This window comes from Nocardia sp. FBN12, from assembly GCF_054031145.1.
In genome coordinates this window covers 1,914,270-1,935,063 of sequence record NZ_CM132926.1, presented here as the reverse complement: position 1 = coordinate 1,935,063, position 20,794 = coordinate 1,914,270, and the positions used below count along the sequence as shown (strand labels likewise).

At 68.0% G+C, this 20,794-nt stretch carries 20 protein-coding genes and 1 pseudogene; 5 read left to right on the top strand and 16 right to left on the bottom strand.

Features of this window, described 5'->3' with window-relative positions:
• The first annotated feature begins 22 nt into the window (after positions 1 to 22).
• Positions 23 to 625, top strand: a complete 603-nt coding sequence (locus tag ACWZHB_RS09600) for a TetR family transcriptional regulator (RefSeq protein WP_427907579.1) — start codon at positions 23 to 25, stop codon at positions 623 to 625.
• A gap of 6 nt (positions 626 to 631) precedes the next feature.
• On the opposite strand, the gene ACWZHB_RS09595 is transcribed toward ACWZHB_RS09600, so the two are convergent.
• Positions 632 to 1,285, bottom strand: a complete 654-nt coding sequence (locus ACWZHB_RS09595) for a cutinase family protein (RefSeq protein WP_427907578.1) — start codon at positions 1,283 to 1,285, stop codon at positions 632 to 634.
• A gap of 158 nt (positions 1,286 to 1,443) precedes the next feature.
• Positions 1,444 to 1,656, bottom strand: coding sequence for a hypothetical protein (locus tag ACWZHB_RS09590; RefSeq protein ID WP_194827624.1), 213 nt, complete (start codon positions 1,654 to 1,656; stop codon positions 1,444 to 1,446).
• 96 nt (positions 1,657 to 1,752) lie between these two features.
• Between ACWZHB_RS09590 and ACWZHB_RS09585 the strand changes: the two genes are divergently transcribed.
• The gene (locus ACWZHB_RS09585) at positions 1,753 to 3,441 is read left to right on the top strand and encodes an FAD-binding dehydrogenase (RefSeq protein ID WP_427907577.1); all 1,689 of its coding nucleotides are present in this window, start codon (positions 1,753 to 1,755) and stop codon (positions 3,439 to 3,441) included.
• Here ACWZHB_RS09585 and ACWZHB_RS09580 read toward each other — a convergent pair.
• The 11 genes and pseudogenes from ACWZHB_RS09580 to ACWZHB_RS09530 form a co-directional block, all read right to left on the bottom strand.
• Complete coding sequence (locus tag ACWZHB_RS09580) at positions 3,438 to 4,265, bottom strand: IclR family transcriptional regulator (RefSeq protein ID WP_427907576.1); 828 nt, start codon at positions 4,263 to 4,265, stop codon at positions 3,438 to 3,440. The two genes, ACWZHB_RS09585 and ACWZHB_RS09580, sit on opposite strands and share 4 nt — an antisense overlap.
• A gap of 76 nt (positions 4,266 to 4,341) precedes the next feature.
• A complete protein-coding gene (locus ACWZHB_RS09575) occupies positions 4,342 to 5,466 on the bottom strand; it encodes an Mrp/NBP35 family ATP-binding protein (protein WP_427907575.1) in 1,125 nt (374 codons plus the stop codon).
• Positions 5,467 to 5,476: 10 nt separating this feature from the next.
• Positions 5,477 to 6,853, bottom strand: a complete 1,377-nt coding sequence (locus ACWZHB_RS09570) for an FAD-dependent oxidoreductase (protein WP_427907574.1) — start codon at positions 6,851 to 6,853, stop codon at positions 5,477 to 5,479.
• Positions 6,850 to 7,185, bottom strand: a complete 336-nt coding sequence (fdxA, locus tag ACWZHB_RS09565) for a ferredoxin (RefSeq protein WP_427907573.1) — start codon at positions 7,183 to 7,185, stop codon at positions 6,850 to 6,852. Before fdxA ends, ACWZHB_RS09570 begins: the two co-directional genes overlap by 4 nt.
• On the bottom strand, positions 7,182 to 7,937 hold the full coding sequence (locus ACWZHB_RS09560) for an ABC transporter ATP-binding protein (RefSeq protein WP_427907572.1): 756 nt from the start codon (positions 7,935 to 7,937) through the stop codon (positions 7,182 to 7,184). Before ACWZHB_RS09560 ends, fdxA begins: the two co-directional genes overlap by 4 nt.
• Positions 7,934 to 8,797, bottom strand: coding sequence for an ABC transporter permease (locus ACWZHB_RS09555; protein ID WP_427907571.1), 864 nt, complete (start codon positions 8,795 to 8,797; stop codon positions 7,934 to 7,936). Before ACWZHB_RS09555 ends, ACWZHB_RS09560 begins: the two co-directional genes overlap by 4 nt.
• 29 nt (positions 8,798 to 8,826) lie before the next feature.
• Complete coding sequence (locus ACWZHB_RS09550) at positions 8,827 to 10,239, bottom strand: ABC transporter substrate-binding protein (protein ID WP_427907570.1); 1,413 nt, start codon at positions 10,237 to 10,239, stop codon at positions 8,827 to 8,829.
• 11 nt (positions 10,240 to 10,250) lie between these two features.
• Complete coding sequence (locus ACWZHB_RS09545; RefSeq protein WP_427907569.1) at positions 10,251 to 10,478, bottom strand: 4Fe-4S dicluster domain-containing protein; 228 nt, start codon at positions 10,476 to 10,478, stop codon at positions 10,251 to 10,253.
• Positions 10,478 to 13,143 (bottom strand): annotated as a pseudogene (locus ACWZHB_RS09540) (fumarate reductase/succinate dehydrogenase flavoprotein subunit). The gene ACWZHB_RS09545 and the pseudogene ACWZHB_RS09540 overlap by 1 nt, the downstream one beginning before the upstream one ends.
• 5 nt (positions 13,144 to 13,148) lie before the next feature.
• Positions 13,149 to 13,958 carry a GntR family transcriptional regulator gene (locus ACWZHB_RS09535; protein WP_427907568.1) on the bottom strand — a complete coding sequence of 270 codons (810 nt, stop codon included), beginning with the start codon at positions 13,956 to 13,958 and terminating at the stop codon, positions 13,149 to 13,151.
• A 170-nt stretch (positions 13,959 to 14,128) separates the two neighbouring features.
• A complete protein-coding gene (locus tag ACWZHB_RS09530; RefSeq protein WP_427907567.1) occupies positions 14,129 to 14,722 on the bottom strand; it encodes a TetR/AcrR family transcriptional regulator in 594 nt (197 codons plus the stop codon).
• Between the two features lie 57 nt (positions 14,723 to 14,779).
• On the opposite strand from ACWZHB_RS09530, the gene ACWZHB_RS09525 reads away from it, so the two are divergent.
• Positions 14,780 to 15,925 (top strand): glycosyltransferase, encoded by a 1,146-nt coding sequence (locus ACWZHB_RS09525; RefSeq protein ID WP_427907566.1) that lies wholly within the window; start codon positions 14,780 to 14,782, stop codon positions 15,923 to 15,925.
• An 8-nt stretch (positions 15,926 to 15,933) separates the two neighbouring features.
• Here the strand turns inward: ACWZHB_RS09525 and ACWZHB_RS09520 are convergent, their stop codons facing one another.
• The gene (locus ACWZHB_RS09520) at positions 15,934 to 16,854 is read right to left on the bottom strand and encodes a LysR family transcriptional regulator (protein WP_427907565.1); all 921 of its coding nucleotides are present in this window, start codon (positions 16,852 to 16,854) and stop codon (positions 15,934 to 15,936) included.
• Positions 16,855 to 16,871: 17 nt separating this feature from the next.
• Entirely contained in the window at positions 16,872 to 17,462 is a 591-nt protein-coding gene (locus ACWZHB_RS09515; RefSeq protein ID WP_427907564.1) for a YdcF family protein, read from the bottom strand.
• Between the two features lie 150 nt (positions 17,463 to 17,612).
• Between ACWZHB_RS09515 and ACWZHB_RS09510 the strand changes: the two genes are divergently transcribed.
• Together ACWZHB_RS09510 and ACWZHB_RS09505 are read left to right on the top strand one after the other, a co-directional pair.
• A complete protein-coding gene (locus ACWZHB_RS09510) occupies positions 17,613 to 18,620 on the top strand; it encodes a YeiH family protein (RefSeq protein WP_427907563.1) in 1,008 nt (335 codons plus the stop codon).
• A gap of 74 nt (positions 18,621 to 18,694) precedes the next feature.
• Complete coding sequence (locus ACWZHB_RS09505) at positions 18,695 to 18,955, top strand: hypothetical protein (protein ID WP_427907562.1); 261 nt, start codon at positions 18,695 to 18,697, stop codon at positions 18,953 to 18,955.
• Positions 18,956 to 19,005: 50 nt separating this feature from the next.
• On the opposite strand, the gene ACWZHB_RS09500 is transcribed toward ACWZHB_RS09505, so the two are convergent.
• Complete coding sequence (locus ACWZHB_RS09500) at positions 19,006 to 20,751, bottom strand: 2-isopropylmalate synthase (RefSeq protein WP_427907561.1); 1,746 nt, start codon at positions 20,749 to 20,751, stop codon at positions 19,006 to 19,008.
• Positions 20,752 to 20,794: the final 43 nt, after the last annotated feature.

Sequence of the window (20,794 nt, the reverse complement as noted above, 5' to 3'; positions counted from 1 at the left end):
CTGGCACATGTAGGATGATCACGTGGCCGAACCACCGAACTTTCAGGCAGAAATGCGCCAGCTGCTGCGCGACCGGATGATCGACGCCGCGCGCACGATGGTCGTCAGCGAGGGCTGGGGCGCGGTCAACATGTCACGGGTGGCCAAGGAGGTCGGCATCAGCAGGCCGGTCCTCTACAAGGAGATCGGCACCAAGCAGGCGCTCGCGGACGCCCTGATCGAGCGTGAGACCGGCATCTACCTGACCGGCGTCGCCGAGACGCTGGCCCGGCATCCGGCCGACCCGCTCGCGGGCATGACCGCCGCCGCCGAGTACACGCTGCGCACCGCGGGCGACAACACCCTGATCAAGGCGGTGCTCTCAGCTCGCCATGACGGCGATACCGCGCTGCTGCCCGCCCTCGTGAGCGACCCGGAACCGGTACTCGGGCGGGCCGTCGCCGCGCTCAGCGGCACCGTCCGCGAGCAGTACGAATTCGCGTCCCTCACCGATGACGAGCTGACCGCGGTGGTCGAGATCATGGTCCGGCTGACGCTGAGTCATCTGTTCCAGCCGACAGGCAGCGTCGACCGCGCGGTGGCGCAGATCGGCGCTGTCCTCTCGGGGGTCATGCCCGACCTCTGAGCGGGCTCACAACCGCGCGCTCACCTGTCCGGCCGCGGCCGCGAACGCCCACTCGTAGCTGCCGTGCGCGGCCGGGAACACCCCGCCCGCGCACACCGGATCGCCTGCGGCGCAGTAGTTCGCGGTGCGGTCGGCGTACACCGGTGCGACAGTGCCGCCGACGAGCCGCAGTGGGTCACCGAACAGCAGCACCGACACGATCCGCGAGGACAGTTCGGGAGGTAGCACCCACGCGCCGGGGATGGCCGCGGAGCCAAGGACAGCATGGGTGACGACCGCGCCCTGGGAATAGCCGACGAGCACGAAGCGCTGGTCCGGGCAGGCGGCGGCCTGGTCGATCAGATGGCTCGTCATCGCCCTTGTGCCGTCGCTCATCGAGGTCGGCACCAGCAGATCGGCCGGGTACTCGACGCGGTGGGCGGTGGTGTCCACCGGCAGTTGCGCGCTCAGCACCGCGTACAGCGGGTCGCCGATGGCGGCTCCCAGATAGCCGGGTTCCACTGTGCCGCGGGCTATTACGACGTCGAGTGTGGCGCAATTCTGCGCCCACGCTGCCAGTCCATGGGACGTCGCTGTCCCGATTCCCGCGGCCAGTAGCAACACCGACAGCGCTCGCGCTGTATGCCTTGCGACAATACGAATTGCCTTCCGATAGGTCATCGTGCCCACCTGCTCACGCCGTTGTGAGGAATAGAGAAAGAGCTTGCGCTCAGTGGTGGAATACCCGTTGACCTGCATCGACATGGCGCGAACTCGGCATCGGCTGCGCCACGGTTACATCTCGGATCGCCTGCGGCACAACGCCGCTCGAGACGAACTCAGTGCTTCTTGGGCTTCTTCTTGTACTTCGGCTTGTCGTGGTCGGGCTCCCACTCATAGCCCGCGACACCCCGTTCGCAGTAGGAGTCGGCGACGTGGACATCGCCCTGATCGCGCTCGCACCAGCGCGTTTTCGAGCAGGAAGTGGCACCGAGGCCGGCCACCACGGCGAGCGTCAGGACGGCAGCGCCGGTACGGGTTCGGACGTTCATGAGCGTGTCGAGCCTTTCATCGAATGAAATGTCGCTGGTCAGGGCGTTTACAGGACTTGCCCCCGCCTGCCGACGAACCAATGCTACGTTCCAGGCATGTCGAGCACAGCGCCTGAGCCAACCCAAGATTTCACCCCCGACGCGATTGTCGTCGGTGCCGGACTGGCGGGCCTGGTCGCCGCGCACGAACTGGTCCTCGCCGGGCGCAAGGTGCTGGTGCTCGACCAGGAGAATCGCGCCAATCTCGGCGGGCAGGCGTTCTGGTCGCTGGGCGGGCTGTTCGTCGTCGACAGCCCGGAGCAGCGCCGGATGGGTATCAAGGATTCTTACGAACTCGCGCTGCAGGATTGGCTGGGTTCGGCCGGATTCGATCGCGACGACGAGGACCGGATGGGCCGCGAATGGGCGAAGGCCTACGTGCGGTTCGCGACCGACGAGAAGCGAGATTACCTACACGCCTTGGGTTTGCGCTTCACCCCGCTGGTCGGCTGGGCCGAGCGCGGTGGCGGTCTCGCGGACGGGCACGGCAACTCGGTGCCGCGCTTCCACCTCACCTGGGGCACCGGGCCCGAAGTGCTGCGGGTCTTCCTCGAACCGGTCCTGGCCGGTGAGGCGAAAGGGTTGGTTCGCTTCGCGTTCCGGCACCGCGTCGACGAGCTGATCGTCGAAGACGGCGCCGTGACCGGCGTCAGCGGCAGCGTGCTCGCGCCGTCGGACACCGATCGCGGCCAGGCGTCGAACCGGGATGTGGTGGGCGAGTTCACCTTCGGCGCCCCCGCGGTTCTGGTGAGTTCGGGCGGCATCGGTCACGCCCACGACCTCATCCGGCGCAACTGGCCCACCGAACGTCTCGGACCGTGCCCGCAGACCATGATCTCCGGTGTCCCCGCCTATGTCGACGGCCGGATGCTCGGCATCTCCGAAGCGGCCGGGGCGGCGCTGGTCAACCGCGACCGAATGTGGCACTACACCGAGGGCATCAACAACTGGGACCCGATCTGGCCCGATCACGCCATTCGCATCATCCCCGGCCCGTCGTCGCTGTGGTTCGACGCCAACGGAAAACGGATGCCCGCACCGTGTTTCCCCGGATTCGACACCAACGAGACCATGCGTCAGATCCTGTCGACCGGCTACGACTACTCCTGGTTCGTGCTGAACCAGTCGATCATCGAGAAGGAATTCGCGCTGTCGGGTTCGGAACAGAATCCCGACATCACCGGCAAGGACTTGAAGCTCACGGCACGGAGCAGGCTCGCCAAGGGCGCACCAGGGCCGGTGGAGGCGTTCAAGAAGCACGGCGTGGACTTCGTGGTCGCCGAATCGCTGACCGAGCTCGTCGACGGCATGAACGAGCTCGCCCGTGGGCCGAAGCTGGACGCGGCCGCCCTCGAACACCAGATCGTGGCCAGGGACCGCGAGGTCACCAACTCGTTCTCCAAGGACGCGCAGGTGACCGCGATCCACAGTGCGCGCAAGTTCCTCGGTGACAAGGTCCGCGTCGTCAAGCCGCACCGCATCCTCGATCCGGCGCACGGCCCGCTCATCGCGGTGCGCCTCAACGTGCTCACCCGCAAGACCCTCGGCGGACTGCAGACCGATCTCGATTCGCAGGTGCTGCGCCCGGACGGCACCGTGTTCCCCGGTCTGTATTCCGCCGGTGAGGTCGCCGGATTCGGCGGTGGCGGCGTGCACGGTTACAACGCGCTGGAGGGCACGTTCCTCGGCGGGTGCATCTTCTCGGGTCGAGCGGCCGGTCGGGCGATCGCGCGGCGCAAACCCTAGTGCGGGTGCCGGGGGGCCAGGGTGCGCGACGCTTCCTTGGCCACCTCGGCGAGCGCGCGCGCCAGCCGCGCGGTGTCGAGCGCGGTCCGCTCGCCCTTGACTGTGCCCGACAACGAGATCGCGGCCACCGCCACGCCGCGGCCACGGATCGGCACCGCCACGCAACCGACGCCCGGCATCGATTCCTCGGTGTCGACGGCCACGCCCTGACGGTTGCGGATGCGGGCGAGTTCGCGGAGCAGCTCGCCCCGATCGACGATCGTGCGCGCGGTCCGTGCCACCGTGTTGCCCCGCAGGGAGGCCTCCGCGATGCCGGGTTCGAGCGTGGCGAGCAACGCCTTGCCGACCGCGGTGGAGTGCGCGGGCAGCCTGCCCCCGACGCGAGTCGGGATGACCACCCGGCCGCGACCGCCCGAACGATCGAGGAACAACACCTCGCGCCCGTCCAGCACCGCGAGGTGGCCGACCAGTCCGGTGCGCTGGCTGAGTTCGTAGAGCAGCGGCCCCACCACCTCGCGCAGCTCGTTCTGCTCGGCCGCGAGCCCGCCGAGTTCGAGCACGCGCAGCCCAAGCCGGTAGCCGCCGGGGGTGTGCGCGAGCCAGCGCAGCCGGATCATCTGGTCGAGGATGCGATGCACGGTCGAGCGCGGCAGCCCGGTGCGTTCGGCGAGTCCGAGCAGCGTCAGCGTGGGGGTGGCGGCGTCGAACGCGTCGAGAATGAGCGTCATCCGCTCGATCATCGACGTCGGCGGTACCCCGGTCGCCCGGCCCGATCCGGTCCACAGGTTCTCCGGCGCCGGTTCGGTCACGATCTCGACCGTCATTGATCCAACCTCCACAGTGCGTAGCGGTAACAGACTAGAGCCGTTAGCTCCGCTTACGCACTATTTCGCGGTGATCTCAGGCCATCACAGGACTGATCGGCGTCACCGGCAGCCTGCGGCGCACGATCGGCGTGATGACCGCCGCGATCTCGCCGATGGCCACGGCGGGCGCGCAACCCGGGTCGGTGTGGACGAACGGAGCGCCCTCATCGCCTGCCGCGCAGACCGCCGGGTCGAACGGGATCCGGCCGATGACGGGGCAATAGGTGTCGAGCAGACCGCTCAAAGCACGGCTCACCGCGGTGGCGCCGCCGGCTCCGAACGGGGTCTGCCGGGTGCCGTCGAGGCTGTCGTACCAGGACATGTTCTCGATGATGCCCGCTACCCGCTGACCGGTCTGCGCGGCGACGGCGCCCGCGCGTTCGGCGATGCGAGCAGCGGTGCGTTGCGGCGTGGTGATGACGAGTAGTTGCGCGGTGGGTAGCAGCTGGGCGAGGGAGATGGCGATGTCGCCGGTGCCGGGCGGCATATCGATCAGCAGGATGTCCAGTTCGCCCCAGTAGACGTCGTTGACGAACTGCTGCAGCGCGCGGTGCAGCATCGGCCCCCGCCAGACCACGGGGGCGTTGTCGTCGACGAACATGCCGATCGATATGACGCGCACACCGAACGCTGTGGGCGGCATCATCATTCGCTCGACCAGGGTGGGCGTAGCGGTGATCCCGAGCATGGCGGGCACCGAATGACCGTGGACGTCGGCGTCCATGATGCCGACGCGCAAACCGCGCCGGGCCAGCGCGACCGCCAAGTTGACGGTGACGCTGGACTTTCCGACGCCACCTTTTCCCGAGACCACGCAGTACACCTGAGTCGGCGAATCCGGTTGTGCGAGCGGAGAACTGTTCTCGGTCCCACGCAGCTGAACGCGTAGGTCGCGACGCTGCTCCTCGCTCATAACGCCGAAGTCGACATCGATACCGGCCACGCCGGGCACTCCGATAACGGCAGCGTGGATGTCGCCACTGATCTTCGCCCGGAGTGGGCAGCCCGCGACAGTGAGCAGGATTCGCACGGTGACGCGGCCGTGTGCGCCGATGTCGATGGTGTCGACCATGTTCAATTCGGTGATGGGGCGGCCGATTTCGGGATCGTCGACACCCGCGAGCGCGGCCATGATCAGTTGTTCGGTCGGTGTTTGCATGAGCTGCTCCTCATTGGGACATGCTGGCGTGCAGCATGTCCGCGCGTTCGACGACCTTGATCCGCGCACGGCCTTCGGGTTCGCCCAGCGCGCGTTCGTGGGCGTCGAGTCGATACCAGCCCTCCCACGTGGTGAAGGGAATGCCCGCGGCGGTGAGATGTTCGGTCACGGCATCGGGGTGGGGTCGCGGTGCCGGTGCCAGCAGGGTGCGGTCGGCGAGCAAGCAGGCGACGGTTTCGTTGGCGTCACCTTTGGTGTGACCGATCAGGCCGACCGGGCCGCGTTTGATCCAACCGGTCACGTACACGCCGGTGAGGTACCGCGCACCCCCGCGTGCGCCCGGGTCGATCAGTACGCGCCCCGATTCGTTGGGGATGGTGGCGGAGCGGTCGTCGAACGGGAGGTCGGCGATATCGTCGGAGCGATAGCCGACAGCCCGATAGACCGCCTGCACATCCCACACCCGAAATTCGCCGGTGCCCTGCACATTTCCCGTTCCGTCGAGCTGGGTGCGTTCGGTCTGCAAACCGACGACCTTGCCGTCTTCGCCGAGGATCTCCGAGGGCGATTCGAAGAAGTGCAGGAACAGTTTGTGCGGGCGGTCGCCGTGGTCGCGGATGGCCCACTGCTCCAAGGTGTTGGCGACCATGTCGACCTGCTTGGAGTTGCGGCGCGCGGCTTCGGAGCCTTCGTCGTAGTCGATGTCTTCGGGGTTGACGATGACCTCGATGGTCGGCGAGTGGTCGAGTTCGCGCAGTTCCAAAGGCGTGAACTTGGCCTGGGCGGGGCCGCGACGTCCGAAGACGTGGACCTCGAGGGCCTTGTTGTTCTTCAGTCCTTCGTAGACGTTCGGCGGGATCTCGGTCGCCAGCAGCTCGTCGCCGGTCTTGGCGAGCACGCGCGCGACGTCGAGGGCGACGTTGCCGACGCCGAGGACGGCGACTTTCTCGGCGTCGAGGGGCCAGGAACGCGGGACGTCGGGGTGGCCGTCGTACCAGGACACGAAGTCGGCGGCACCGTAGGAGCCGTCGAGGTCGATGCCGGGGATCGCGAGGGCGCGGTCGGCGTTGGCGCCGGTGGAGAAGATGACGGCGTCGTAGAACTGGCGCAGGTCGTCGAGGGTGATGTCGGTGCCGTAGTCGATGTTGCCGAGCAGGCGGACCTGGTCTTTGTCGAGGACCTTGTGCAGGGCGGTGATGATGCCCTTGATGCGCGGGTGGTCGGGGGCGACGCCGTAGCGGATCAGGCCGAAGGGCGCGGGCATGCGCTCGTAGAGGTCGATGCTCACTCCCCCGTCCGAGCAGGCATCGGACTTCATCAACGCGTCGGCGGCGTAGATACCGGCGGGCCCGGCGCCGATGATCGCCACCCGCAGTGGGGTTCTCACTTCTCGTACCCCGCGACGAACGGCGTGTCCACGCCGAGGTCGCCCACCGCGCCCGCGCCGCCCGGCGAGCCCAGCGCCGTGTCGCGGCCGGGCAGCGCCATGGCGAAGAATTCCGCGTTCGTGGCGACGAAGCCTTCCTGGCCGGCCGGGATATCGTCGTCGAGATAGATCGCCTCGACGGGGCAGACCGGCTCGCAGGCACCGCAATCCACGCACTCGGTCGGGTGGATGTAGGCCATCCGGTCGCCGGTGTAGATGCAGTCGACGGGGCATTCCTCTACGCACGCGCGGTCCATCACGTCCACGCAGGCGGCTCCGATGACGAAGGTCATGGCTGTAGTTCCTTCTCGTTCGGCTCGCCGAGAGCGGCGAGGATTTCGTAACGCAGACGCGCGAATTCGGGTTCGAAGCGGGCGCCGGGTGCGCGCGGTGCGGCGATCTCGATGACCCGCTGGATGCGAGCGGGACGCGGACTGAGCAGCACGATCCGATCGGCCAGCAGGAGCGCCTCGTCGACGTCGTGGGTCACGAACAGCACCGTGGTCCGGCGCTGCTGCCACACCGAGATGAGCAGGCGCTGCATATCGGCGCGGGTCTGCGCGTCGAGGGCACCGAACGGTTCGTCCATCAGCAGCACTCGAGGTTGCGCGGCCAGTGTCCGCGCCAATTGCACGCGCTGGCGCATACCGCCCGACAGCGCACCGGGCAGGTGATCACCGAAGTCGGTGAGCCCCACCAGGTTCAGTAGTTCCTGGGCTTCGATGCGCCGGTCGCGCCGGGAGACCCCACGCAGTTTCAGCGCGAATTCGACGTTGCGCCGGGCGGTGCGCCACGGCAGCAGGGCATCCTCCTGGAACACCATCGAGCAGTGCTGGGCGCTGGGCCCACCGTCGACGGTGACCGTGCCGCCGATCGGCGGCAGCAAGCCGGCCATCGCCCGCAGCACCGTGGATTTGCCGCAGCCCGAGGGGCCGAGCAGCACCACGATCTGACCCGCGTCGACATCGAGATCCACTTCGGCGGCCAGACTTTCACCGTAGGCGATGCGCAAGCCGTCGAGCCGCACCGCGGCACCGGCGCTCATCGCTGTGCCCTCGGCAGCCACCGGTTCACCCGGCGCCCCGCCAGTTCGACCAGCCAGGCGGTGAACCAGCCGAGCAGCCCGATGGTGAGCATCCCGACGATCACCCCCGGATAGTCGAGGAGCCCGTAGGACTGCCAGGTGAAGTACCCGATGCCGAACTGGCCCGAGATCATCTCGGCGCTGATCACACAGATCCAGGCCACGCCCATCGCCACCGACAGCCCGGAGAAGATGCCGGGCAGCGCACCGGGCAGCGCGATCTGGAACAGGATGTCGCGTCGACGCGCACCGAGGGTGTGCGCCGCCTCCTCCCACACCTTGGGCAGCGCGTGCATGGCGTGGATGGTGCTCACCGCGACCGGGAAGAACGCGGCGAAGAAGGTGATGAAAACAATGCCCTGTTCCCCGGTCGGGAACAGCAGGATGGCCAGGGGCACCAGCGCGATCGCGGGGATCGGCCGGAACACCTCCAGTACCGGCCGCACAAGTGCGCTGACCACGGCCGAGCGACCGACCGCCATGCCGATCAGCACGCCCGACACGGTGGCCAGACCGAAGCCGATCAGGATGCGGCGGGTGCTGGAGAAGATGTCGCGGTAGTAGGTCGACGCACCGAGCTGGGTGCGGAAGGAATCGAATACTTGTGCGGGCGTGGGGATCTTGTCGAATCGCAACCAGAACACGACCTGGTTGGTGGTGAGCCAGTACCAGGCCAGTAGCAACGCGACCAGCGGCACGGCCGTCAGTACGGCCTTGCGTGCCTTCCGGGGAACGGTGAATCGGGTGATCGAACTCGGTGGCGTGGTGGTGATTTCGGGCTTCGCGACGGGCGCGGTGCGGGGTTGGGCGGAAACGGTCATGGTGAGCCTCCTGGTCTCACGTGACGGATCTAGCGAGCCTTCAGTGCTGCCTGGTAGTCGATCACCGTGACGCCCGGATGGGCGGCGGCGTAGTGCTGTGCGGCGGTACGGGTGGCGAAGGGAACCAGCCGATCGTCGGGTCCCGCGGCGGGATCGTCGACCCAGGTCGCGGTGGCGGCGAACAGCCGGGTACCGGTGCTGTGGTCGGGCACGTAGGCGGCACGGACGGTGGTGCCGGTGGCCGCGATCTGTCGCAGGAGACAGGTCGGGGTCTTGGCGACCGTGGTGGTCGGGGCGTCGGCGTACCACACCTCCGAGGCGGTGGCGAGACCGTCCACCACTCCCCCGCAGGTGGCATCGGCGCCGGTCAGTGGTGCGGGGGTGGCCACCGACGCACGGGCCGTGTCGTAGTCGGCGCCGTAGACGGTGCGCAGATAGCGGTCGTCGACGAACTCGCTGAGATCCAGATCCGACAGTGCGCCGAGGCTTTTCAGGAACGGCAACAGCGTGCCGAGCGCATCCACCTGTTGGGGCTTGATCGTCGGATCGAAGCTGACGAGTCCGTTCGGGCCGTTGTAGAGGTACACGACCTCGGCGGGCAGCCCGGTGATCTCGGCGACTCGTCGCGCGGCTTCGAGAGGGTTCTGGTTGAGATAGTCGGTGGTTTTGCGTACCGCGGTGAGGAACGCGGCGACGATGTCGGGATTGCCGGTGCCGAAGCGTTCGCTCGCGACGACAGCGTGGAAGGTCGGGATGCCCGCGCTACCACCGTCGTAGAGCAGTTTCGCCTTGCCGTCGTAGACGAGTTTCTGTGGCCACGGCACGAATTGGGCCAGCGCGGCCACCTGATCGCCCTGCAGGGCGGAGGCGCCGACGGCGGGATCCTGGCCGAGCAGCTTCACGTCGTCGAGGGTCATCCCGGCCGCCGACAGCCCGGTGGCGAGCATGCCGTGCGCGGCCGACCCGACACTGGTCGACACGATCTCACCGCGCAGGTCGGCGATCGTGGCGGCCGCCGAATCCGTCGGCACCACAATCTGATTCAGCGAACCGCGCAGGTTGTAGCCGGTGACAGCGATCAATTCGGACTTCACGTCGGCGTGATCGCGGGTCTTGGAGCCGTTGACCAGGATCGGCGCGTCACCCATCGACCCGATGTCGACCTGGCCCGCCAGCATCTGCGCGGTGAGCGGCGGGCCCGCGGCGAAGTCCTTCCACTCCACCTTGTAGGTGAGGCCCTTGGTCTTGCCGAGTTCGGCGAGTTCGGCCTCGAAGGTGCCGCGATCGCGCAGCAGCGTGCCCGCAGTGACGGTGTTGATCGTCTTGGACTGGTAGCCGATGTTCACGGTGACGGTCTTGCCGTCGTCGGCCGCCCCGCAGCCGGTGGCCAGGGAGGCCACCGCGGCGAAACCGAGCAGCAGCGCGGGAATTCGGGTGCTCATGGTCGGCTCTCTCAACGCAACAGGAACGGGATGTGCACGGTGACGGCGCCGACCGGGCACCGCGCGGCACACGGCCCGCAGTACCAGCATTCGTCGACGTGCATGTAGGCCTTGCCCGAATCCGGGTGGATGGCAAGGGAATCGAGCGGGCACATGTCCACGCAGAGGGTGCAGCCGTCGATACATTTCGCCTCGTCGACCGAGACCGGGACGTCGAGGCGGGCATTGACCTGGGCCATCAGAGTTCCTTTCCAGAGTTGGCGATGCCGATGCGGGCGAAGGCACGGACGTCGGCGTCCGGGTCGTCGAGGGCCGCTCGCAGCGCCGTGGTGATGTCGCGTCGCTCGGCGATCCGTTCGGCCAGTGCGCGCACTGCTGCCTTGCGGACGTCGAGGTTGGGATCGGAGACCGCCGACAGCAGTGGTGCCGCGGCGAGTTCGGGGTCGGCGGCGGCCAGGGCGATCGCTGCCGCCTGCCGGACCTGCCAGGCCGGGTCGGTCATCGCCGCGGCGGCCGTTGTGGCAGCTTGTTCGTCGCAGCCGGTGCCTGCCAGACTCGACAGAGCGGCGGCGCGGACAAGGGGCCGGGGGTCGGCAGCGAGGGCGAGCAGCGTCACCGCACCGCGCGGATCACCGATCGCCGCAATACCTTTCGCCACCCCGATCCGCACGTCCTCGTCTGCATCGCCGGCAGCGAGACCTAGTTCGTCGAGAGCGTCGACCGAGGTGAGCCCGCCCACGACGGTACGACGAACCGCCGCGTTCGAATCGCCCAGCCACCCGGCCAGCTCCGCCGCATCGGTCCTACGGTGCCGCCACAGCGCCTCGATCGCGGCCGAGCGCACCGCCGGTTCCGGCGCGGTGACGCAATTGCGCAGTGCCGCATCGAATTCCGAGCCGGGCACGAGTACCTCGAGGAGTTCTGTGAGCAAGCCGATGGCGGCGTGGCGCACGTCGACATCGGCATCGGCGAGTGCGGCGGCGAAAATCGGGGCAGCCTCGGCCCAGGCGTCAGTGGTCTCGCTGAGCACCGACAATGCCGTGCGGCGCACTTCCGGGTCGGGGTCGGTGATGAACGCGGTGAGTTCGCCGAGTTCAGGGCACTCATCGGCCAGATCCAGCAGGGCCAGCAGACGTGTGCTCATCGCGCACCCCACGCGCCGACGAGTTCGGGTGCGGAGACGTCGGCGACGCCGTCGGGCCGGACGAAGCCCGGCACCGGCACGATATAGGGGGCGACCGGCCTGGTGCGGAACTCCATCGCCCCGGTGACACCGCGATACAGGTTCAGATGACAGAACCATTCGGCATCGTTGCGTCCGGGCCAGTCGGCCCGCTGATGGTAGAGCCCCCACCGGCTTTCGGTGCGTCGCAGTGAGGCGCGGGCCGCCATCTCAGCACAGTCGCGAATGAAGGTGACCTCGGCGCAGCGCATCAATTCGTGCGGTGTGTGTCCACCCATGGCGGCGATCTCGGTGTTCATTCGTTCGAAGGCCTCGACGCCGAGGGCCAGATACGACTGCGCCTTCGGCGGCTGCAGATAGTCGTTGACGAAACGGCGCAGTTTGTATTCGACCTGCGGCTGGGGCGGGCCGTCGGGGTTGCGCAGGGGGCGGTAGATCAGCTCGTGCGCGGCCTCGATCTGATCGGCGGGTAGGTCGGGATGGGCTGCGCCGCGCGCGAATTCGCTCGCATGCGCACCGGCGATGTCGCCGTAGACGAACGCGCCGATCATGTAGTTGTGCGGCACCAGTGCCATGTCGCCCGCGGCGTAGAGGCCGGGCACGGTGGTGGCCGCGTGTTCGTCCACCCACACGCCCGAGGCGGAATGTCCACTGCACAAACCGATTTCGGAGATGTGCATCTCGATGTCGCCGGTGCGATAGTCGGTGCCACGGCCTTCGTGGAAGGTCCCACGGGTGGGGCGTTCGGTGGTGTGCAGGATCCCTTCGATCTCGCGGATCGTGGCGTCGGGCAGGTGGCTCAGTTTCAGATAGATCGGGCCACGCGCGCTGTCGAGTTCGGACTTGACCTCGGCCATCATCTGACCCGACCAGTAGTCGCAGTCGACGAAGCGATTGCCTTCGGAGTTGACCGTGTAGCCGCCGAACGGGTTGGCCACATACGCGCAGGCGGGCCCGTTGTAGTCCTTGATGAGCGGGTTGATCTGGAAGCATTCGATGCCGGAGAGTTCCGCGCCCGCGTGGTAGGCCATCGCGTAGCCGTCACCGGCGTTGGTGGGGTTCTCGTAGGTTCCGTACAGATAGCCCGAGGCGGGTAGGCCGAGTCGACCACACGCGCCGGCCGCCAGGATCACCGCGCCCGCCGAGATGGTGACGAATTCGCCGGTGCGCGTGTCGAATCCGACCGCGCCGACCGCGCGTCCGTCGACGGTGAGTACCCGTACCGGCATCACCCGGTTGCTGATGGTCACCTTGGATCGGACGTCGCGGGCGCGCAGGGTGCGGTAGAGCACCTTCTTCACGTCGCGCCCCTCCGGCATCGGCAGGACGTAGGAGCCGGAGCGGTGCACTTTGCGGACTGCGTATTCGCCGTGCTCGTCCTTCTCGAACTTGACGCCGTAGCCTTCGAGGCGCTGGACCATCTCGAAACCCCGTGTGGCGGTTTCGTAGACGGTGCGCTGGTTGACGATCCCGTCGTTGGCGACGGTGATGTCGGCGACGTAGTCCTCGGGGCTGGCTTTGCCGGGAACGACGGCGTTGTTGACACCGTCCATGCCCATGGCGAGCGCGCCGGAGTGCCGGACGTGGGCCTTCTCGAGCAGTAGCACGCTGGCGCCGTGCCGGGCGGCGGTGAGCGCGGCCATGGTGCCCGCGGTGCCGCCACCGACGATCAGGACGTCGCAGGTCAGTTCTCGCCGGTCGGTCAGCGGTGGAATCTGCATGGGGATCAACCCCTTTCGTGGTTGTCGCGGATGCGCCGCGGGGTCACCGGGACACGGTCGAGCCGCCCGGACAGGGAAAACCGGTCGCCGCGATAGCGGATGTATTCGAGATCGACGGGTCGGCCGGAGTCGGTGTAGGTGAGCCGTTCGAGGAACAGCAGCGGTGATCCCGCGCGGACCTGCAGCAGTCCGGCGACGGTGGGATCGGCGGCGACCGCCTCGATCGCGACCGCGGCCGAGCCAAGTGGCAGGCCGAGTTCGGCTTCGAGGAGGCCGAACACGTCGCAGCCGGTGAGGTCCTTGTCCAGCAGCGGAATGCCGACATCAGCGGTGAGGTAGCTGGCGTCGAGCGAGAGTGGGGCGCCGTCAAGGTAGCGCACCCGTTCCAGCGCGACGACCGGATCACCGGGCTGGAGCTCGAGCCGTTCGGCGACCAGCGGTGTGGCGGGCACGACCTCGGCGAGCAGGACCTGGTTCACCACCCGGTCGCTGCTGGTCTCGAAGGTTTCGGCGAGGCCGCGCAGGCGGTCGAGACCCTGTACGGCCTTGTCGGCGACGACGAAGGTGCCCGCACCGGGGACCCGGTCGATCAGGCCCTCGTCGCGCAGCAGGGTGAGCGCGTCGCGGACGATATTGCGGCTGGTGGCGAAGTCGGCGGCGAGCTGGGCTTCGGCGGGCAGTGCGCGTGTGCCGTAGACGCCGCTGCGAATGCGGGCACGCAGGATGTCGCGGATACGCCGGGCCGGTGCGCTGCGTCTGCCCGAACCCGGATCGGGAGGCCGTGGCCTCGCCGAGGAGGCTGGAGTGGCTGTCATGTGGCAAATGCTGCGAACGCCGCGTTACGAGGGACGTTTCGGGCAATTACCGGCTGGTTACGCCAGTTCCAGATCCCTGGCAAGAGCCGTGACCTGCGGTTATGTCAACGCTCGTATCAATCCCACCACTACCGGACGGGGAACCCGGTGCCCGGCGGACTCCTGCGCGATCAGTCAGCGCCGAGGTGGAGGCGGATCGTGTCACGAACCCAGCGCCTGTACCGGTCGAGCGACCAGCCTCGTTGGTTGACGAGATTCCCGTAGGTACCGGTGTTCACCAGACCCCACAGCATGTCGGCTACCGACTCGACGTCGATGTTCGGCGGTAGTGCGCCATCGCGCTCCAGTCGCCGCCCGAGCTCGAGCAGTTCTCCGTAGCGATCCGCCTCGCGCACCCGCAAGGTCTCCTCGACTTCCGGATGCTGGCGCCGAGCCACGACGAGCGCCTCGTGAATCCGCCACACCCTGGCCGCGACCTCGACATCGGCGGCGATTGTCGCGTCGAGCGCCTCCCACGCGGTCATCGTGTCCGTGATCGGGTGCCGTTCGAGTGCCGGAACGACATCGGTGTCGTAGATGTGCAGGTGCAGGGCGGTCAACAACTCGATCTTCGACGGGAAGTGGAGGTAGATCGCCTGACGCGATACCCCGGCTTCCTTCGCGACAGCTCCGAGGCCTGCGCCGTGATAGCCGTGCTCCTCGAACATCGCGCGCGCCGACTCGAGGATCTGGGTCCGGGTTTGGGGACGTCCGCCACTTGACACGCTGTAAACCATACCGTACTTTACAAGCTGTCAAGCAAATCCTCGAGGAGGAACGTCATGGCTCGCTACCTGATCACCACCTGGGACGGCGCGGGGAACCTCGTCCCGACTCTCGGCATCGCGCGTGCCCTGGTCGATCGCGGCCACGACGTGCGAATACTCGGCCACGAGACGATCGCGCGACGATGCGCCGATGTCGGCGCCCGCTTCGTCACCCTGACGCAGGGCGAGGGCTGGGACGCGATGGATACCCCGGACGACTCCGAAGCCGAGATCGCGCTCATGATCGAGCAGCTGTGCTTCAGTTCGTCCATCGCGAGCGACCTCGCGCGAGAGCTCGACCGCGAGCCCGCCGACGCGGTGATCGTCGATTGCCTGCTCTTCACCGCGATCGACGTCGCGCTGGCATCGGGCACGCCGACCGCGACGCTGTTCCACACGGCGTACACCATCTTCCGGGGCGGGCCGCTGGTCGAGATGTTCGCCCCGGGTATCGCGATCGCGAACGCGAGGCGCGCGGAACTCGGCCTGCCCACGATCGAGAGTCTCGCCGAGATCCACGACGCGTGTGCGCGGGCCCTCGTCGCGGTGCCGAAGGAGTTCGAGCCCGACGTGCCGGACGCGGCCAACGTGGTCCGCATCGGACCGGTGCTCGACGCGCCCGCCCTGTCGCGCGAGATCGACGAGGTCGATGTCGGCGACGGGTCGAAGCCGCTGGTCCTGGTCGCACTGAGCACCAGCGAGCAAGGTCAGGCAGATCTGCTGCAGCGGTGTGTCGACGCGGTCGCGCGGATGCCGGTGCGCGCCATCGTCACAACCGGAGCGGCGATCGACCCGGCGACTGTGCGAGCGGGCGCCGATACCCAAGTCGTGCGGTATGTGCCGCACGCCGACATCCTCCCGTCGGCCTCACTGGTGATCACCCATGCCGGACTCGGCACGACGATGGCCGCGCTCGGTCGCGGTGTGCCGTTGCTGTGCACCCCGATGGGCCGCGATCAGTTCTTCAACGCCGAACAGGTCCACACCCTCGGCGCGGGCCTGACACTGATGCCCGATGCGAGCAGTGAGGTGATCGCGCAGGCCGCCGCACAGATCCTCGGCGACAGCGGCTTCGCCTCGGCCGCGAAACAGCTGGCCGTCACGATCAGCGACTACGGCGGCGCGGCGCAGGCCGTTACCGTCATCGAGGCGCTCGGATAGGGCACCGCTCAACCGCGCACCTTCTCGAGCAGCGCGGCCCGCTCCACGAGCAGTTCGCCCGGCCCGGTCGGCGGCGTGTTGCGGCGCCAGATGGCCCGGAATTTGCGGGTCAGGCGGGCGGAATCAGCCGAGGGGACCTCCACCAGGGTGCCGGTGACGAGGTCAGGGGCGGCGATCAATCGGCTCAGGACCGCGGGGGCCATGCCGGTTCTGGCGGCTGCCACGATCGCGCCGGTCGAGCCGAGTTCGGCGGCCGGACCGGTGGGTGGGGCGGCGGTGGCCAGCAGGTCCCAGACAGTGTCGCGGGTGCCGGAGCCGGGTTCGCGCCACAGCAGGGCGGTACCTGCCAGTTCCTGGAGCGTGACCGGGGACTTGCGTTGCGCCCATGGATGATTCGGGGCCACGACCACGACGAGGTCGTCGGCGCCGAGTACCCGGCTGCCGAGTCCGGCCGGGGGGTGCGGGCCTTCCACGAAGCCGAGATCGGCGGTGCCGTCCCGGACGAGACCCGCGACCTGCGTGGAGTTCTCGACCTCGAGGGAGATCACGACTTCGGGGTGATCGGTACGCAGGGCGGCGAGCCAATGCGGAATACGGTGGTCGGCAATGGTTTTGGAGGCGGCGATGCGCAGGCGGGGGGCCTGGGCGGCCCGGAGCCGGGCGACGTCGTCCACGAGGTCGTGTACCGCGGCCAGGACGGTCCGGGCGTGGGCGACGACGGCGCGGCCCGCATCGGTGAGTTCGGAGCCGGTCGGACCGCGGTCGAGCAACTTCACGTGCATACGGCGTTCCAGCGCGGTGATCCGCATGCTCGCGGCGGGCTGGCTGACGCCGTGTCTGCGGGCGGCGGCGCCCAGGCTGCCCTCTTCGGCCACCGCCACGAGGAGAGCGAGAACCTCCAGGTCGGGTGTTCCGGGTGGCAGGGTCATCCGTTGATTATGGGTGATCACGAATCGTCGGCGCGGGTGTGGTGGAGCCTTTTGGCGACGCCGTACAGGGCGAAGACCGGTTTCAGCGGTAGCCACTCGCCGAAGCGATACTCGTTTCCGGGCGCCAGCCGGGCGGCCAGCTCCGGGCTCTGTTCGGCGAGATACTCCCGAGCGGACGCGGCGTGGGTGGGCAGCGAGACGATCTTGATCCGGTCGACGTCCTTCAGGAACGGAATCGCGAAAGCGATGTTCTCCCACGTGGATCGGCTCGACTCCTCCAACACGAGTTCACCCTGGTAACCGCGGGTTTGTGTCGCGTACTCAGCCATCAGCGCGGCCTCGGTCCGCGGGCCCGCACACGCTCCGCCGCACAGAACGAGGCGAGATTCGGGCGCCGTAGGATCGACTGATCGCAGGCCCGCGCGCACCCGCCACCGGTTCATCGCATTGGCATGGGTGCCGGCATTGCGATATCCGAGGACGACCACCGCTTCCGAGCCCCCGGTCGCCGCGCCCAGGCATCGGTGCGATGCACGCCAGTTGGCCCACTCGCCCCACAGCAGCACCCCGAGACCAGCAGCGACAGCGAACTGAGTTCGTTTCCGCACACATCCAGCAAACCATGAACCGTGGCAGGTTTCCCACCGGCTACTGATCATCAGCCCTCCGGGTCGGGCCGATCGGCCATAAACCAGACTTATGTCCCCCTCCTGATTCGGCCTCTACCTGGGAACCTGCCGCGAGGCGAAGGTGAAGAAGTGAACCGCGTACGCACCCTCGCCCCTGGTCTGGTCCTCGCCGCACTCCTGGCCACAGTGGCCACGCCGTTGGGCAAGGCGCTGCCGATGATCGGCGCACCGGTGCTCGCGCTGGGTGCGGGCGCCGCCGCCGGCGTCGTGCTGCGTCGACGTGACGTGACAGGCGAGACGTTCGGACCCGGGCTCGACGTCGCGCGGCAACGTTTGCTCGGACTGGCCATCGTGCTGCTCGGCCTCGGTTTGCCGCTCGGGTCGGTGATGGTTGTGGGGCGCGAGACAGCGGTCGTGCTGCTCGGGACGCTGCTCGCCGGCGGGGTGGCGGCGTTCTTCGTCGGACGGATGCTGGCGGTCGACAAGGAGTCGGCCACCCTGATCGCCGTCGGCACGACGATCTGCGGCGCCTCCGCCATCGCCGCCGCCACCGCGGTCCTGCGACCCGACAAACAACGGGTCGCCTACGCCCTCGGCACCATCTTCATCTTCAATGTGACCGCTGTGCTGGTGTATCCGCCGCTGGGGCGCGCGCTCGGCCTGTCGCAGGAAGCGTTCGGGCTGTGGGCGGGCACCGCGATCAACGACACCTCCTCGGTTCTGGCCGCAGGCGTCATCTTCGGTGCGGGCGCGGCCCAGTTCGCGGTGATCGTGAAAATGGTTCGCAGCCTCGCCATCATCCCGCTCTGTATCGGCCTGCACGTCGGTCGGCGTCACATCATCGACGAAACCGGTACGCCCCAGACTTCGCTCCTCAGAGCGGTCCCTCTCTTCGTTATCCTGTTCCTGGCCGCCTCCGTCCTCGCGGGCCTTGACATCCTCCCCACCGACCTGACCGCCCCGCTCGCCACTACCAGCAGCTGGCTGATCGCCGCCGTCCTCGCCGCCATCGGCACCTCGCTGAGCCTGGCCCGCCTCCGCAGCGCAGGCGTGCGCCCCTTGATCCTCGGCGGCACCCTCGGCCTGATCCTCGGCACCACCAGCCTCGGCCTGATGTATCTGACCGGATGGTGCTGAATCGCGGAGCCCGCTCTCGACAACGAGCACTAGAATCGCTGGACATCAGAAGCTCGCGCGGACAGGAGGATGTCATGAACAACGTTTTCCGGATCATCGCCACCGCAGGTGCCGCCGCGGCATTGACCCTGGCTACCGCTGGAATCGCGGCAGCCGAGGAAGTAGCGCCGCGCTCGTCACCACTGGTCGAGTACATCGAGTCGTGGCCGCCCGCCCCCGCGGGGTGCAACGAGGCCTGGGACCCGATCGAGGATGCGATCGAGGACTCGGTCCCGCCACAGTACGAGCCGGAGTTCGATGCGTTCGACGACTGGTGCGAGGGCGACGCGGACTGACTCGCCCCGGCGATGCGGGGCGGCCGCGAGTCCGACCGCCCCGCCTCGACCTATCCCGTCGCGTTGACGGCGTTCATCACCGCTTCCAGCGAGGCCGCCACGACCGAGGTGTCGCGGCCGAATGCCCAGCCGGTGCGCGCTGCCGCTCGGTATTCGACATAGCTCACGGCAGTGCTGCCCGCGCCCTTGTCCACGGAGTGCTGGGTCAGCCCGAGGATCTTGATGGGATAGCCCGCCCGGTCGAGTGCGGCGGTCAGGGCGGCGACGGGGCCGACCCCGTGGTGCACCGAGTGCCGTTCGCTGCCGCGTGCGTCGAGGATGATCTCGGTGGCGCCGTCGGCGATTCGCCACTGCACCAGCGTGATTCGCTGATCAGGGGAGGTGTACGCCTGCTCGAACAGCGTGAAGAGCTCCTTGCCGGCGATCTCCGCGCCGGTGCCGTCGGTGTGCACTTGTACGCGCTTCGCGAGATCGATCTGCAGCCGGCGCGGCAGGTCCAGACCGTATTCGGCGTGCAGCAGGTAGGCGATGCCGCCCTTTCCCGACTGTGAGTTGACCCGGATCACGGCGTCGTAGGAGCGGCCGAGGTCGGCGGGGTCGATCGGCAGATACGGCACCCGCCACTGCGATTCACGCTCGGCGATGCCCTGCGCCGCTGCCCGCTCGCGGTGCTCGGCCATGCCCTTGCGGATCGCGTCCTGGTGAGTGCCGGAGAAGGCGGTGTGGACGAGATCGCCGACGTAGGGATGTCTTTCGGGTACGGGCAGGCGGGTGCAGTGCTCGACGGTGCGGCGGATCTCGTCGATGTCGGAGAAGTCGATCATCGGGTCGACGCCTTGCGCGTGCAGGTTCAGTGCCAGGGTGGCGATGTCGACGTTGCCGGTGCGTTCACCGTTGCCGAAGACGCAGCCTTCCACGCGTTGGGCACCCGCCAGCACCGCCAGTTCGGCGCAGGCGATACCGGTCCCCCGGTCGTTGTGCGGGTGCACCGACAGGATCACGCCGTCGCGGCGAGCCAGATTGCGGTGCATGTACTCGATCTGGTCGGCGTAGATGTTCGGGGTCGCGACCTCCACTGTCGCAGGCAGATTCAGCGTCACCGGGCGTTGCGAGGTGGCCTGCCACAGCTCGGTGACGGCGTCGCAGATCTCGAGGGCGAAATTCGGTTCGGTCAGATTGAACACCTCGGGCGAGAACTGGAAGCGTACGTTCGGCCGGTCGCCCGCCAGTTCCAGGACATCGCGCGCACCGGCGACGATCAACTCGCGCAGTTGCGCACGGTCCTTGCCGAGGACCACGTCACGCCAGACCGGCGCGGTGGCTGTGTACAGGTGGATCACCACGTCGTTGGTGATGCCGCGCACCGACTCGACGGTCCGTTCGATCAGGTCGCGGCGTGCGGGGGTGAACACGACGATGGCCACGTCCGGCGGTGCGATCGGTGTTTCGGCCAGCAGGCGCACGAAATCGAAGTCGGTTTGCGAGGCGGACGGGTAGCCGACCTCGATCTCCTTGTAACCCATGGCGATCAGGAGTTCGAAGAACCGGCGTTTGCGGGCGGGGTCCATCGGTTCGGCCAGCGCCTGATTACCGTCACGCAGGTCGACGGGCACCCACAGCGGCGCGGTGGTCATCCGCGCGTTCGGCCAGTCGCGGTGTCCGACGGGAACATCCACGCGTCGATGGATATCGCGGTATCGATACGACGGCATCGCCGAGTGGCGCTGCCGATTCCACGCGGGCGCGCCGTCGGCGACGGCGCCCGAGGGGGTGGTCAGGGTGGGGAATTCGGTCATGACTTGTTCTGCTTCCCGGCCGCTACGGGCCACGAGACGACGG